The organism is Haemophilus sp. C1 (genome assembly GCF_001276515.1).
In the GTDB taxonomy this organism is placed as follows: domain Bacteria; phylum Pseudomonadota; class Gammaproteobacteria; order Enterobacterales; family Pasteurellaceae; genus Haemophilus.
Genome location: NZ_LDVZ01000021.1, coordinates 1 through 14,895, shown reverse-complemented (window position 1 = coordinate 14,895; position 14,895 = coordinate 1). Strand labels below are relative to the sequence as shown.

Genomic DNA, 14,895 nt, shown 5'->3' with positions numbered 1-14,895 from the left:
AACTAAGTATGTTTAGGTCTGAAGAAAATCATCGTAAAGATTTGCCAGAAGAAGGCTAGTGCACCGAAGATGAATACTACGTCACCACCTAAACGAACCCAACGTAAGGTATCGAATAATGGTTGTTGCATAAATTCTTCACTACGTGCATACCATAAGCCTTCAGAGATACTTGCATATCCTTGAATAACACCGATAGGTAATAAGCTTGATACGATCATCAGCACTAAACCACCGTTTAATAACCAGAAGCCCCATTTCATTAACTTATCGTTAAATGGTGTATCCGGACGTAAATAACGCGCGATTAAGAATACAAACCCTAATGCTAAGAAGCCATACACACCGAATAATGCCGCGTGAGCGTGAACGGCAGTCGTGTTCAAGCCTTGAACATAGTAGAGTGAAATTGGTGGGTTAATTAAGAAACCAAATACACCTGCACCTAACATATTCCAGAATGCGACAGCTACAAAGCAGTAAAGAGGCCATTTTAAACGGTCCATCCAAGGTGTTTTTTGTTGCATTGCCCAGTGTTCCCAAGCTTCATGACCTAATAACACCAATGGAACTACTTCAAGTGCTGAGAATGATGCACCTACAGCAATAATTGGAGTGGTTGCACCTGCGAAGTATAAGTGGTGGAAAGTACCAGGGATACCACCGATTAAGAATAATGCCGCTTCAGTAATAGTTGCCACAGTCGCAGTACGACGAGAAACTAAACCTAAACTTACGAAGATGAATGAAAGCGCCGCTACAGAGAACACTTCAAAGAAGCCTTCTACCCATAGGTGAACTACCCACCAGCGCCAGTATTCCATCACAGAAATGTGAGTGTGCTCGCCGTAGAATAATGCAGGGCCATAGAATAAGCCGATTGCAATAACAGAAGCGAAGAATAACGCTAATAAGTTTTTATCACCCGGTTGTTTGAATGCGTTCACTGTACCGCGAAGCATTAAGACTAACCAGAATAAGATACCCGCAAATTTCACCGCTTGCCAAAAACGACCTAAGTCAATGAATTCGTAACCTTGATGGCCGAACATGAAGCTCCATTCTTCAGGAAGAATATGAGCAATCGCTAAGTAGCTACCAGTGAATGAACCTATTACTAATACTACTAATGCCCAGTATAGAATATCTACGCCTAATTTCTGGAATTTTGGATCTTTACCACCATTAATGATTGGTGCAAGGAATAAACCACCAGCAAGGAAGGCCATCGCAATCCAGAATAAGGCTGATTGAATATGCCAAGTACGTATTAATGAATAAGGAAAATATTGGGAAATATCAATACCATAGAATTCTTGACCTTCAACGGTATAGTGAGCAACAATCGCCCCTAAGTTTACTTGCAGTAAGAATAATGCAAGCACAGTAAAGAGATATTTGCCTAATGCGCGTTGAGAGGGGGTAAGTTGTAATTTTGTAAGTGGATCGAACTCAGGTGTTGCTGGTTCTTTTTCATCTTCACGTTTTTTAAATGACCAAATCCATACCACAAAACCAATACCTGCAATGAGGAATACCACACTCGCAATAGACCAAATCACGTTTTCAGGTGTTGGCACGTTATTAATTAACGGCTCGTGTGGCCAGTTGTTGGTATAGCTTGCATTTGTATTTGGACGTTCAGCTGATGCAGTCCACGCAGTCCAGAAGAAGAATTTAGTTAAGTCTTTACGCGCTTGTAAATCAGGAAGCGTGTTATCCTTCATCGCAAAGTGTTCACGAGTCACTTTGGTAGTAGGATCATCGCCGTATAAAGAAATGTAGTATTGTGCAGTTTTTTCCATTGCCGCTAAACGGGTGTTAGAAAGCACAACGGTGCCGTTTTCAACTTTGCTGCCGCGATATTCTTTGGTTAAACGCGCTTTTAATAAAGTTTGTTGTTCATCATTTAAATCTGCAAAGTTTTTACTAAACTCTTGATTCGCTGTAATGTCCAACCAATTAGTTAATTCACGGTGAAGCCAATCTGCCGTCCAGTCTGGTGCTTGATATGCACCGTGCCCCCAAACAGAACCCACTTGCATACCGCCAGTAGTTTGCCAAGCTGTTTGACCATGTAAAATATCATCGTGAGTAATCACTTTCTCGCCCGATTCAGAAACATATTGTTGTGGAATCGGTGGTGCTTCACGATAAACTTCAAACCCATAGTAACCGAGAATGGAGAAGGCTCCAATCAATACGGCGACTAATAGGTACCAGAACTTTTTATACTGTCCCATTTTATCACTCCTAGGTTATTGAAAAATTAACTTCCTATTTAAAATCATAGGTAAATATTTTACATAAAGCAAAATACCCGACTAATTATATCGGGTATTGTGGTGCTAAAATAATACCTATAACAAAGTAATTGACTAAAATAGTAGGTTATTTTGATTGAGATCATCAAAAAAGCGCAGTTAAAAAATGTTTTAACAGTTTTTCAATTCCCAAAAGTATTGCCTCTCTACTAGAAGTAGTAGTTAATTTAAGTATGTAAGAAAAGATTTAAAAATTTGAGTTTGGTGTAAGATATCAATGTTTAAGTTAATTTATGTACAGTCTAAATTTATAATAGTAAATTTACTTTGACTAAGTGCAGTTATTTTTTATGCTCATGGAGTTAGAATGAAAAAATATTTCTTGTCATTATTTGCCTTACCTATTTTTTGTTTTGCTCAAGAAGAACCCATAAATCCCGCATTGCTTGGATTGGGTCAGGCTTTCTTTTTTGATAAATCACTTTCTCACAATAAAACACAGAGTTGCTCTACTTGCCATATGCCTGCAGCCGCTTTTGCGGATTTACGTGAAAATGATATCGATAAAATGGTTTCACAAGGTGATGATCCGACAAAGTTTGGTAATCGCAATACACCAACGGCAATTTATGCAAAATATTCCCCTGATTTTCATTTTGATGAAAAAATTAAGGATTATGTTGGCGGCCAATTCTGGGATGGTCGAGCAAAACATTTAGCTGAGCAGGCGGGGGGGCCTCCAATCAACCCAGTTGAAATGGGCATGAAAGACAAAGCCAGCGTGGTAAAACGTATTGCCGAAAATCAAGCAGTGAAAGATTACATTACCAAGCATTGGGGCGAGGAAATTTGGCAAGATGATGAGAAAATTTACGCCATTATGGAACAGGCACTTGCTGCATTTCAGCAATTAGATTTGTTTGCTCAATTCAGTTCTAAATATGACCGCACTTTGGCAGGGCAAGATAAATTTACTGAGCAAGAGGCATTAGGCAAGGCGTTATTTTTTGATAAAGAAAAAACAACTTGCAGTAATTGTCATCAGTTGAATGAAAAAGATCATCGTGAAGAAACTTTTACAAATTACCGTTATTTCAATCTCGGCGTACCGAAAAATGAGGCATTGATTGCTCACAATAAATTAGGCGAAGATTGGGTGGATAATGGATTGTTAGATAATCCAATGGTGAAAGGTGACATCGCTCAAAAAGGCAAATTTAAAGTGCCGACATTGCGTAATGTCGCCGTGACCGCACCTTATATGCATAACGGCGTATTTAAAGAACTACATACCGTATTATTATTTTTAGATAGCCATAACAATCCTGAACGTAAGATTAATCCCGAAACGGGCAAGCCTTGGTCGGCAGCAGAATATGCGCCAACGGTAAGCCATAGTGATCTTAAAGGTAAACCTCTTACTGATGCAGAAATTGATGCGTTGGAAGCATTTTTGAAAACGTTGACTGATGCAGCCTATGATAAGGGCGGTGAGTAAGATAATTTCACCGCACTTAAAGCTAAAATTTAAGTCACATTTCTATGTTACAATTTAGGGCATCATTTTAAGGGGGATATATGTCAGAGAATTTGTGGCTTTTTAGCTTGTTAGCAATCGTTGCTCTATTGATTTTATTGCTTATTCTACGCCAGCAAAAATATACACATCTTCATCAAGAATTATCGAAAACGACTCAAGATTATAATCAACTTGCTAGTAAATTTGATGAGCTCAGTGGCGTTAAAAACCAGTTTGAACAACAAACAATTAAAGTACAGACTGAAAATCAAGGACTGCAATATCGTTTAACTGAACGTGATGAACAAATACATCATCTCACGCAAGAACGACAAAATTTGACCGAAAAATTGACCGCACTTTCTCAAGAATTGACGGGATTAAAAACAACTTTAGCAGAGAAAGAAAAACATTTTTCGGAACAACAACAGAACTTTGAACAATCTAAACAGCAGTTGGGCGTGGAATTTCAAAATTTAGCCAATCGGATTTTAGATGAAAAAAGTCGATCATTTAGTCAATCAAATCAAATGGCATTGGAAACCTTGCTCAAGCCTTTCCGTGAGCAAATTGAAGGTTTCCAAAAACGTGTCAATGAAATTCACTCCGAATCCGTAAAGGGCAATGCAGGCTTGGAAGCTGAAATCAAAAAAGTGCTGGAAATTGGTCTGAATATGTCACAAGAGGCGAGTAATTTAACTTCTGCACTGAAAGGCGAAAAGAAAACGTTAGGTAACTGGGGCGAAGTACAATTAGAACGAGCGTTGCAACTGGCAGGGCTTGAAGAAAATGTGCATTACCGTGCTCAAGCGCATTTTAAAGATGAACAAGGTGGACGCAATTACCCTGATTTTGTGTTGAATTTACCCGATGATAAACATTTAATTATCGACAGTAAAATGTCGCTCGTGGCTTACGAAAGTGCGGTAAATTCTGACGATGATTTTGAACGTGAGCGTTTACTCAAAGAACATATTTCTGCATTAAAAACCCATATTAACGATCTGCATAAAAAAGATTACAGCAATCTTATTGGCATGCGTAGCCCAAATTTTGTTCTTATGTTTATTGCGGTAGAACCGGCGTATATTGAGGCTTTAAAATCTGATCCTGCTTTATTTAATTACGGTTATGAACGTAATGTAATTATGGTTTCTCACACTACGCTAATGCCGATTTTACGCACCGTGGCAAACCTATGGCGCATCGAACGCGGCAATGCTGAAGCCAAAGAAATCGCTGAAAAAGCGGGCGAAATTTATAACCAAATTTGCTTGGTGGCAGAACGTTTGAGTAAGCTTGGTAATACGCTTTCCACCGTCAGCAACCAATACAACAGCACAGTCACCGCACTTGTAGGCCAACAAGGTTTAGTTGGCAAAGTAGAACGATTTAAAACGCTTTCCGCAAAAGCGAATAAAACTATGCCAGAAGTAGAGTTATTGAATAATCAACTGGATTTGGCTAGGTTGACGACATTAGAGCAGAGAAATGAATAAAAAATAGGATTACCTCGCGATTTTATCTGACATATAAATAAAATAAGAATAACTCAATTTCCTTATTGCTATTTTCAAAAAAACTGCTATTTTCTTGCGGTTTTTTTGTTTATTTAACCCACTGTTTAATTTAGGAATAAAATCTTATGGAAGAAAACAAACCTGTTGATCCTTATGCGAAATATAACGAACAATCGAATATTATCGCGAAAATAATTTTTGCTAGTCGCTGGTTGCAAGTACCGATCTATTTGGGCTTGATAGTTACCCTTGCGATCTACTCTTATAAGTTTATTAAAGGCTTATGGGCATTGGTGATTAATGTCAATGAGATGGATTCCAACACAATTATGTTGGGTGTGTTGAATTTGATTGATGTTGTGATGATTGCAAACTTGCTTGTGATGGTGACTATCGGTGGTTATGAAATTTTCGTATCCAAATTGCGTACACGTAATCACCCCGATCAGCCTGAATGGATGAGCCATGTAAATGCGACTGTATTGAAGGTTAAACTTTCTATGTCTATTATCGGCATTTCATCTATTCATATGCTGCAAACCTTTGTGAACGCAAGCAATACACCAGAAAAAACCATGATGTGGCAATTGTTGTTGCACTTGGGCTTTTTAGTTTCGGCAATTGCTTTGGCTTATACGGATAAAATTTTGTATAGCACAAGCCATAAAACGCATTAAAAATTTACCGCACTTTAACGCCATAATTAAATATAAAACGCCGTTCATTATTGAACGGCGTTTTGCTTTATGTAGATCAAGAAGTGCGGTAGGTTTTTTCCTCGTTTTTTAACCCACAACAAATGGCAAGTAACCCGCACGAATCGCAAATGGAATAGATGTAATGATTACGCCTAATACCAATACGACGATTAAAGTCAGATTTCCTCCCCATACTTTGTATGGCAAATTGGTGTGAGTTCGACGAGCTTTCCAAACAAGGCTAACTGGCAATACTACGGCATAGAATGCAAACATTTGACCTGCATAGCCTAGTGCTAAAATAAAACCTTCTGGGTAAAATAATGCAAAAACAAGCGGTGGAATAAAAGTCAGCAAACCGAGAGAAATTCTGTCTGCTGTAACGTTAAATGAACGTTTTAGTAGATCTTCAATACATTCCAACAATCCAAGACCTACACCTAAGAAAGAAGTAACCAGCGCCAAAGTTGAGAATAATTTTACCGCACCTGCGATCAGGTTACTGCCAGTGATAGCAAGCGTTGCTTTTACTAAGCCATTTAAGGTGGCATCTTCTTTTAAGATTTGTAAGAACTCATTTTGTGTGAGCAAGCCGTGCGTCGACATTTGCCACAAAATATAAGCGCAAAGAGTAATTGCTGAACCTGCCAAAATAGAAATACGTAATGCTTTTACATTGCCGTCTAAGTATTTATTTAAACTTGGAATGGAACCGTGGAAACCAAACGCCGTGAAAAATACAGGGCTTGCAGAGATAATTAAAGCATTATCAATTGGTGTCGCCATTAAGTTATCAAATTTGATTTCTGGCAACATTAAGCTTAACACCACGGCAAAGGCAGCAAGCATCACAAAAAATAACACGCGATTAATTTTATCTACGCTATGTGTGCCGATGACGATAAATGAACCGAAAATCACGGTAAATAATAAGACGCTAACTTTATCGCCAAAACTTTCTGGTAATAAATCTTTTAGTAGTGAACCGCCACCGCTGATATAAGCGGCAATTAATGCGTATAAGAAAATAATTAGCACTGCCGTGGCAATAATGCGTCCTGCTTTACCAAAATATTGTGCAGCGAGTGTACCGATACCCGCATCACTTTCCGCAGTTTGATAGAGCTCAACAAATAAAAGTGCGCTAAAAGTTAATAATGCCCAAAGCCCCAATAATAAGACTAAAGTAAAGCCGAATCCTATGCCAGCGGAAGTGAGTGGCATAGCCAACATTCCCGCGCCAATCATCGTACCGGCAACGAGAAGTGTGCTGCCTACAGTTTTGTTCATGTTTGCTTCCTTATTGTGTAATAATAAATTTACGGTGATTGTATTTTAGAATTTACAGAGTGTAAACAACAGAATACAAAATATCTTTATTATTTACCGCACTTTTCTTTTCCCTTTCTGTGTTCATCTCGTTAAAATACTTAGCGAATCAACTAAGACAAAGCTAAGACAACATAGGAGAGCTTATGATTTACAGCATGACCGCCTTTGCACGCCTTGAAGTGAAAAAAGATTGGGGCGATGCAGTATGGGAAATTCGTTCCGTTAACCAACGTTATTTAGAAAACTTTTTCCGTTTGCCAGAGCAATTTCGCGGATTAGAAAACACGTTGCGTGAAAAACTTCGTCAAAGTCTTACTCGCGGTAAAATTGAATGTTCTTTGCGCATTGAAACAAAAAAACAAACAAATGCTGAATTGAATTTAAATAAAGAGCTTGCGAATCAAGTGATTCAGTCTTTGCAATGGATTAAAACTCAAGCTGGAGAAGGTGAAATTAATTTGGCAGACGTGTTGCGTTACCCTGGTGTGGTGGAAGCGCAAGAGCAAGACTTAGATGCGATTAGTCAAGATTTGTTGACAGCCTTTGATGATTTACTGACAGATTTTATTGCAATGCGTGGTCGCGAAGGGGAAAAACTGAACGATATTATTCAACAACGCTTGGATGCTATTGCCGTGGAAGCGGATAAAGTGCGGTCACAAATGCCGGCAGTTTTACAATGGCAACGTGAACGTTTATTGCAACGTTTTGAAGATGCTCAAATTAATCTTGATCCGCAACGTGTGGAACAAGAAATGATTTTACTCGCTCAACGCGTTGATGTGGCGGAAGAGCTCGATCGTTTACAAATGCACGTGAAAGAAACCACGAATATTTTGAAAAAAGGTGGCGCAGTTGGCCGTAAATTAGATTTTATGATGCAAGAGTTGAATCGTGAATCGAATACGCTTGCATCTAAATCCATTAATGCCGATATCACGGCTTCTGCAGTTGAGCTGAAAGTGCTTATTGAACAAATGCGTGAGCAAATCCAGAATTTAGAATAGGAAAGCAGAATGTCTCAATTTATTTCTCTTACTCAATATCAACTTATTGAGGCGTATGGTGCAGATGCAGAAAAATATTTGCAAGGGCAGTTAACCACGGATGTTGTGCGATTAGCAAGTGGGGCAACAACGCTTACTGCTCACTGCGATCCGAAAGGTAAAATGAATGCAATTTACCGTTTGTTTAAAGTGAGTAGTGAACAATTCTTTTTGCTGATTAAGAAAGATCTTTTGCCAAGCGGGCTAGATGCCTTAAAAAAATATGCAGTGTTTTCAAAAGTGAGTTTTGATTTACGTGATTGGCAAATCATCGGCTTAATAGGTGAGAAATGTGGAAAAATTACACCGCACTTTTCATGGGAAATTGATGGACAACGTTCAATTTTATTGAATGAAACTGAATTATCTGTGAATTTTAATGGTGATGAAAAAATTTGGGATGTAGCCGATATTCAAGCGGGATTTCCAAATTTAAGTCCGCAAACGCAAAATGAATTTATCCCACAAGCGCTAAATTTACAGGCTATTGAGCAAGCCATTTCTTTTACCAAAGGTTGTTATATTGGGCAAGAAACCGTGGCTCGTGCGAAATATCGTGGTGCGAACAAACGCGCAATGTTTGGCTTTAAAGCACAAACTCAGCAGGAAGCGGAAATTGGCAGTGAAATCGAAATGCAGATTGAATCTAATTGGCGAAAAACAGGCACGATTACAAGTGCGGTCAATTTAGACGGTGTTTTATGGTTGCAAGTTGTGATGAATAACGACATTGATTTGGAACAACAATTTAGATTGCCGAATAGTGAAATACTGTTAGAGCGAGTGCAATTGCCTTATTCAATTACTGAATAATAACAATCCGCAGGTTTTACCTGCGGATTGTTATTTCTTACGTTTCGCTCTAGGATGAGCCTGATCGTACACTTCCGCCAGATGTTGAAAATTTAAGTGAGTATAAATTTGTGTAGTGGAAAGGTTGCTATGCCCAAGCAATTCTTGTACCGCACGCAAATCAGAACTGGCTTCCAACATATGCGTCGCAAAAGAATGGCGCAATTTGTGCGGATTAAGATGGCTATTTAATCCTTGACGAATGCCCCAAGTTTCCAAACGTTTTTGAATGGCTCGATGAGAAATGCGATTTCCAAGCTGGCTAACAAATAATGCCTCATCTTTTGGATTAAATAACGACCGCACTTTTAACCATTCCTGAATGGCATGCGAAGCATAACGCCCAAACGGCACTACACGCTCTTTGTTACCTTTCCCGATAACACGCACTTCCCGCACACGAGTATTAATGCTGTTTAAATCTAAGCCTTGTAATTCAGATAAACGTAAACCCGAACTATACATTAATTCCAAAATCGCACGATCACGAATATCAATCGGTTCTTTACTATCGTTGGCAAGCAACTGTTGAACTTGCTCGCCATCCATATTTTTCGGTAAATGTTTGCCTTGTTTCGGTGCAGAAATGCCTGTGGTGGGATTTACTTTCAATTCGCCTTGTTGCACCAAAAAACGAAGAAATCGCCGTAGTGCCGATAAACGCAAAGCCAAGCTTTTTTCTTTTAAACCTTGTTTTTTGCTTTCCGCCAAAATAAAGCGCACCACGCTGGGTGTCACTTGTGCCCAAGCGTGGATATCTTGTTGCGCTAAAATTTTGATGATGGCATCAAGTTGATGTTGATAATTGGTGAGCGTGTGCGGGCTCATTTGGCGTTCAATCCGCAAATAATCCCAATAACGATTTAACGCTGTTAGCATTACAAACTCAATTCAAATAAACGTTCTTTCGGGTTTAATTTAAACCCTTCCGATTCCAACATTGAATATTGATTTTGCGCTAATTCCGCCACTAAACGATTGGATTGCGTGAAATGCACAAAGTCTTTTGCTTTAGAAATCAACGACGCATAAATTTCCGTTTGTTGAGCATGTTCCAATACAAAAATATCGGTGATTTGCCAATAGCGTTGTAATTGTAAAGAAGAAAGGCGAGGGAAAAGCTGCACAAAGCCAATAGCCTTTTCATTCTCATCCACCGCAATAAAAAACAGACTTTCATTAAAACGCATACGATTAGTTAAAAAAGCCAAGGTGCGTTCTGGATTCTCTGCTTGTCCATAGGCTTGGCGATAGGCTTCAAAAAGAGGAAGAAGCACGTCAATATTCCATTGTTCAGCTTTGAAAAATTTCATAATTGGTTATTTTTTATTGGTTCCATACAGGTAATTGTAGCTTTTTAGCACAAGATAATCATCTTTCTATGAGAATTTTTTTAATTTTATGATCTTCTGCAAAGAATCGTGGTGAAATTTTGGTATAGTAAGCGAGTTAATTTTATCAACTATGGAGAAACAAAAATGGCACGTCGTCCTTTAGTTATGGGTAACTGGAAATTAAACGGTTCTAAAGCGTTCACCAAAGAATTAATCGAGGGATTAAAAGCAGAATTACATGATGTAACAGGTTGTGATGTAGCAATTGCCCCCCCCGTTATGTATTTAGGTACGGCTGAAGCAGCACTTTCTGGTTGTGGTTGCAGCTGTGGCGGTAAAAGTGTGGTTCAATTAGGTGCACAAAACGTAGATATCAATGTGAAAGGTGCATTTACTGGTGATATTTCTAGCGAAATGTTAAAAGATTTCGGCGCAAAATATATCATTATTGGTCACTCTGAACGCCGCACTTATCATAAGGAAAGCGACGAATTTATCGCGAAAAAATTCGCCGCACTTAAAGAAGCAGGCTTAGTGCCAGTATTATGTATCGGTGAATCTGAAGCAGAAAACGAAGCAGGCAAAACAGAAGAAGTGTGTGCGCGTCAAATTGATGCAGTGATCAACGCATTAGGTGTTGAAGCATTTAACGGTGCAGTGATCGCATACGAACCAATCTGGGCGATTGGTACGGGTAAATCTGCGACTCCAGCACAAGCGCAAGCTGTTCACGCATTTATCCGCGGTCACATCGCTGCAAAATCACAAGCCGTGGCAGACCAAGTGATTATCCAATACGGCGGTTCTGTAAATGATGCAAATGCAGCTGAATTATTTACTCAGCCAGACATCGACGGCGCATTAGTGGGTGGCGCATCATTAAAAGCCCCAGCATTTGCAGTAATTGTAAAAGCAGCGGCAGCAGCAAAAAATTAATTTTCAGTTAATTAAAAGTGCGGTAAAAATCAGCCGCGCCTAAAAACCTAGATTATTTACTTAAGGACTGACGAGCATATTGTATTAGACTCAGTCCTTTTAATTTCAGTTGAATTCATCGACAATTCCCCCACCAAATAATCCCTTACTATATCAACTATCTTCTCTCTACGGTTAAATAGCCAGCCATAAAACATCCCGTTTTAATCGTTCAAAGAAACTTTCCATTGCTTCATTAGCGAATATTTTTATAGCTACACTATCTGACTATAATAAAATCTGCACCTCAATTATTGGTAATTTAGTCCAACTTTTGAGGTGCAGATTATTTTCTCCGCACTTTTATGCTTTTAGATACAATTAGAATTCAAACTGAACTGACATTCTATAGTTTCTACCAGGGGCGTAGAAACGGTTGATACCTAAGCCAGTATCTTGATTAATCATATTACTTGTACCAAATGGTCTAATTGATCTAGCTGAATCCCAAGTAATATATTTTCTATTAGTTAAGTTATACACACCAGCTCTTAAAGTAAGATTTTTAATTGGTTTGATATATCCTAACAAATCAATGGTTGTATAAGATTCACTTCTCCATTTGATTGTAGTTTCTTTTTTACCTTCTTCTTTATAGAACATATTATAAGTATCTTCTGCATTTTTAGCTGATGCATGAGAAACATAAAGATCCACACCATATTTATCATCAGGGTGAATATAACTTACTCCATAAACAGCTGTTCTAGGCTGAATTGCATTCATTGGTATATTGCCATTTATTCTGCCTTTTTGATAGGTATATTTATAGCTTAAACTGAAACCATTGAATAATTTAGTAATATTTCCTAAGGATATTTGTGAAGCAATTTCAAAACCAGTTACTTTAGCATTTGGTCTATTTACATTTTGATAAAAATGAAATGGTATTAGTTTTGAGTGTCCATGAACATCATGACTCCCTTGATAGGATAAATCAATAAAGTTTTGATATCGAGTATCAAAAACAGAAGTTGTAATATATCCCATATCATTATGCACAGTTAAAGATAACTCTTTGGTTTTTGCTGTTTCTGGTTGAAGATCTCTATTTGGTCGAATAGAAAAATCTGGGTGTTTGAATGTAAAGTAGATTTCATCACTTGTTGGTGCTCGGAATCCCTTACTATATTTTGCTTGTAAACGTAACCAATTTAACGGATCAAGTGTTGTACCAAAAGAGTAGGAACTTGCAGAAAATTTTTTCGGTTGTGCAATTTCTTTAATATTTGCTGCAGCATTGGCTTCTTTTTTTAATAATTCATCAGGATCTGAATCTGCTTGACTTGCATTAAATTCTGGTGTGGTGATATAAAGATTTGTCACCATATCATCAGGGATTTTTGGTGTTTTTCCAGGAATATATTCTGGTTCATATTTCACTCGATCATAACGATAACCTAAATTAAAAGCTACGTAGTTATTCACACGGAAATCATTAATAAAATATAACGCACCTGTTTTCGTTTTCACTGGAATTAGGAAAGAGAATACATTGACATTATTACATAATGTACTCGTCCGTTCTGGATTTAACGTTGGTTTCGCACCTGTTGCAGAAGGAGCTAAAAAGATATCACAATTATGTGGATATTGAGCCCACCATTTTACATTTAGAGGAGTATCCCCAGCTAGATTGGTCATTGATTTTTTCATTTCAGACCACAGACCACCATAAGACAAATCGTGCTGTGTTTTACCTAATTCTAGATGTTTTGTTAAGTCAAGGTTAATTTGTTTAGTTTCACTCGTTAAATCACGTTGCGACCAAAGATTCGTTTGATAACCTGTTTTACTTGGCATAAAAAGGAATGGACCAGATAGTTGATCACTAGCTTCCACTTCTGTTTTGGCATATTTTTTGCCGTTTTTTTCAATTACCTCGAAAGGAATATCTACAGTAGCCCCATTTTTGTTAAATCCTTGAATCGTTTGTTTATCGCAGTTTAATCCATCACAACTAAAAAGATAGCTGATATTAGTCGGCAATCTTTGTTCATCAGAGATAATGTTTTTATCTGTTTCAGATAATAGATCGTATTTTTTACCATTGATTTCAAAGGTGTTTTCTTTTTTACGAGTTTCTACTAGATAAGTGCAAACGTTGCCATTATCTTCGTCACAATATTTGGGAATGTTAGCATTTGGATGTTTGGCTCTAACTTTATCCCAATCAACTTTTTGCCACAAAAACCTGCCTGGTTGGGTTAATTCTGTTGTCTGGTCTCGTGTTGTGTTTTTTTTGTCAATATCTATATATTTAGCAGGCTTATCATCCTTCCCAACAAGTTGATTATCCTGATTATATTTCATTCCAAGCGGATTGCCCGATAATGCACATTTTTCATTTCCATCGCAATAATCGTCAGTTCTTGCTGTTGTAGTAATTTTTTGGTGGGAATAGGTGATTTTTAACGTATCCCAAAATGGTGTTTCAGTAAAATTCTCATAAACAAAAGCGATATTTTTACGCTCTACTTTATCGTTAGTATGACGTAATTCTTTTTCATCATATGTCATGTACTGTGTATTTGGTTTTAGAGTATAAGAAAAGTCATGACCTTTAGAAGTTTGTTTATATAAATCTGCAATAATTGAGAAACGGTGATTTTCTGTTGGTTGGAAACCAACTTTTAAAAGTGCACTATCTTGGGTTCTTCTATAAGGGTCTGCTTTTTCTCTCGTTTTTCCTTGAATTTTATCGTTATAATTTTTATAACCATAGTTTTCTAATTCATGGCCTTTACGTGATGTAATTACAGCAATTGCATCAAAATACTTATAACGCCCAGCAAGTGTGAGTGTTTGAAGATTTTGATTATCTGCGGTGTTATAGCCTCTTTTATAGGAAGCATAGTAATTTTTGTTAAGTAAATAATCTCTTGCATCTTTTGTATCAAAACTAACAGAACCACCTAATGCGCCACTACCTGATTTTAAAGAATCAGCTCCTTTTCGAATTGTAACTTGTTTTAGCGTTTCTATTTCTGCGCTATTACGCGTATTATTAAAATTTCCATATCCTTCAAATAATTCTTTAAACCCTTGTGAAGATATGGTTTCCGCTTGATGCAGTCCATCAATTTGAACGGCTACACGATTTTCTTCCACTCCTCGAACAGCAAAGCCACTATTTCCAAAACGTCCTGCTTCTACGACAGTAATCCCTGTTTCGTAACGTACAAGATCTTTAACATCTTGCGCTTGTTCTTTTTCTAATTTTTTCGCTGTTTTTACAGTTTCGGCAATTTTTGGAGGTGTTTTCGGATCGTTATGTTCGGTAGAACCAGATACAGTAATTTGTTCTAGTTGTTCAGAAACATTACTATTTTGGTTGGTTGGTTGGTTGGTTGGT

Annotated in this window: 11 protein-coding genes; 6 read left to right on the top strand and 5 right to left on the bottom strand. The window is 37.8% G+C overall.

Features of this window, described 5'->3' with window-relative positions; all coding sequences use genetic code 11:
* Nucleotides 1-2 precede the first annotated feature (2 nt).
* A complete protein-coding gene (locus ABW51_RS07865) occupies nt 3-2,243 on the bottom strand; it encodes a nitric-oxide reductase large subunit (RefSeq protein WP_053466289.1) in 2,241 nt (746 codons plus the stop codon).
* A gap of 388 nt (nt 2,244-2,631) precedes the next feature.
* Here ABW51_RS07865 and ABW51_RS07860 point away from each other — a divergent pair, with 388 nt between their 5' ends.
* The 3 genes from ABW51_RS07860 to ABW51_RS07850 all read left to right on the top strand — a co-directional run bounded on the left by ABW51_RS07860 (nt 2,632) and on the right by ABW51_RS07850 (nt 5,980).
* The gene (locus tag ABW51_RS07860; RefSeq protein ID WP_053466288.1) at nt 2,632-3,762 is read left to right on the top strand and encodes a cytochrome-c peroxidase; all 1,131 of its coding nucleotides are present in this window, start codon (nt 2,632-2,634) and stop codon (nt 3,760-3,762) included.
* 80 nt (nt 3,763-3,842) lie between these two features.
* The gene (gene rmuC, locus ABW51_RS07855; RefSeq protein ID WP_053466287.1) at nt 3,843-5,282 is read left to right on the top strand and encodes a DNA recombination protein RmuC; all 1,440 of its coding nucleotides are present in this window, start codon (nt 3,843-3,845) and stop codon (nt 5,280-5,282) included.
* 146 nt (nt 5,283-5,428) lie between these two features.
* A complete protein-coding gene (locus ABW51_RS07850; RefSeq protein WP_005635695.1) occupies nt 5,429-5,980 on the top strand; it encodes a TIGR00645 family protein in 552 nt (183 codons plus the stop codon).
* A gap of 108 nt (nt 5,981-6,088) precedes the next feature.
* Here ABW51_RS07850 and ABW51_RS07845 read toward each other — a convergent pair whose 3' ends face one another.
* The gene (locus ABW51_RS07845; protein WP_053466286.1) at nt 6,089-7,291 is read right to left on the bottom strand and encodes an aromatic amino acid transporter; all 1,203 of its coding nucleotides are present in this window, start codon (nt 7,289-7,291) and stop codon (nt 6,089-6,091) included.
* 185 nt (nt 7,292-7,476) lie between these two features.
* Between ABW51_RS07845 and ABW51_RS07840 the strand changes: the two genes are divergently transcribed.
* The gene (locus ABW51_RS07840; RefSeq protein WP_053466285.1) at nt 7,477-8,340 is read left to right on the top strand and encodes a YicC/YloC family endoribonuclease; all 864 of its coding nucleotides are present in this window, start codon (nt 7,477-7,479) and stop codon (nt 8,338-8,340) included.
* Between the two features lie 9 nt (nt 8,341-8,349).
* A complete protein-coding gene (gene ygfZ / locus ABW51_RS07835) occupies nt 8,350-9,192 on the top strand; it encodes a CAF17-like 4Fe-4S cluster assembly/insertion protein YgfZ (RefSeq protein ID WP_053466284.1) in 843 nt (280 codons plus the stop codon).
* A 30-nt stretch (nt 9,193-9,222) separates the two neighbouring features.
* Here ygfZ and xerC read toward each other — a convergent pair whose 3' ends face one another.
* Nucleotides 9,223-10,110 carry a tyrosine recombinase XerC gene (xerC, locus tag ABW51_RS07830; protein WP_053466283.1) on the bottom strand — a complete coding sequence of 296 codons (888 nt, stop codon included), beginning with the start codon at nt 10,108-10,110 and terminating at the stop codon, nt 9,223-9,225.
* Nucleotides 10,110-10,544, bottom strand: a complete 435-nt coding sequence (locus ABW51_RS07825; protein ID WP_053466282.1) for a GNAT family N-acetyltransferase — start codon at nt 10,542-10,544, stop codon at nt 10,110-10,112. Before ABW51_RS07825 ends, xerC begins: the two co-directional genes overlap by 1 nt.
* Nucleotides 10,545-10,709: 165 nt before the next feature.
* Here ABW51_RS07825 and tpiA point away from each other — a divergent pair, with 165 nt between their 5' ends.
* The gene (gene tpiA / locus ABW51_RS07820) at nt 10,710-11,501 is read left to right on the top strand and encodes a triose-phosphate isomerase (protein WP_053466281.1); all 792 of its coding nucleotides are present in this window, start codon (nt 10,710-10,712) and stop codon (nt 11,499-11,501) included.
* Nucleotides 11,502-11,861: 360 nt separating this feature from the next.
* On the opposite strand, the gene ABW51_RS07815 is transcribed toward tpiA, so the two are convergent.
* A partial coding sequence (locus ABW51_RS07815) for a TonB-dependent hemoglobin/transferrin/lactoferrin family receptor (RefSeq protein ID WP_053466280.1) occupies nt 11,862-14,895 on the bottom strand: 3,034 nt, incomplete at its 5' end.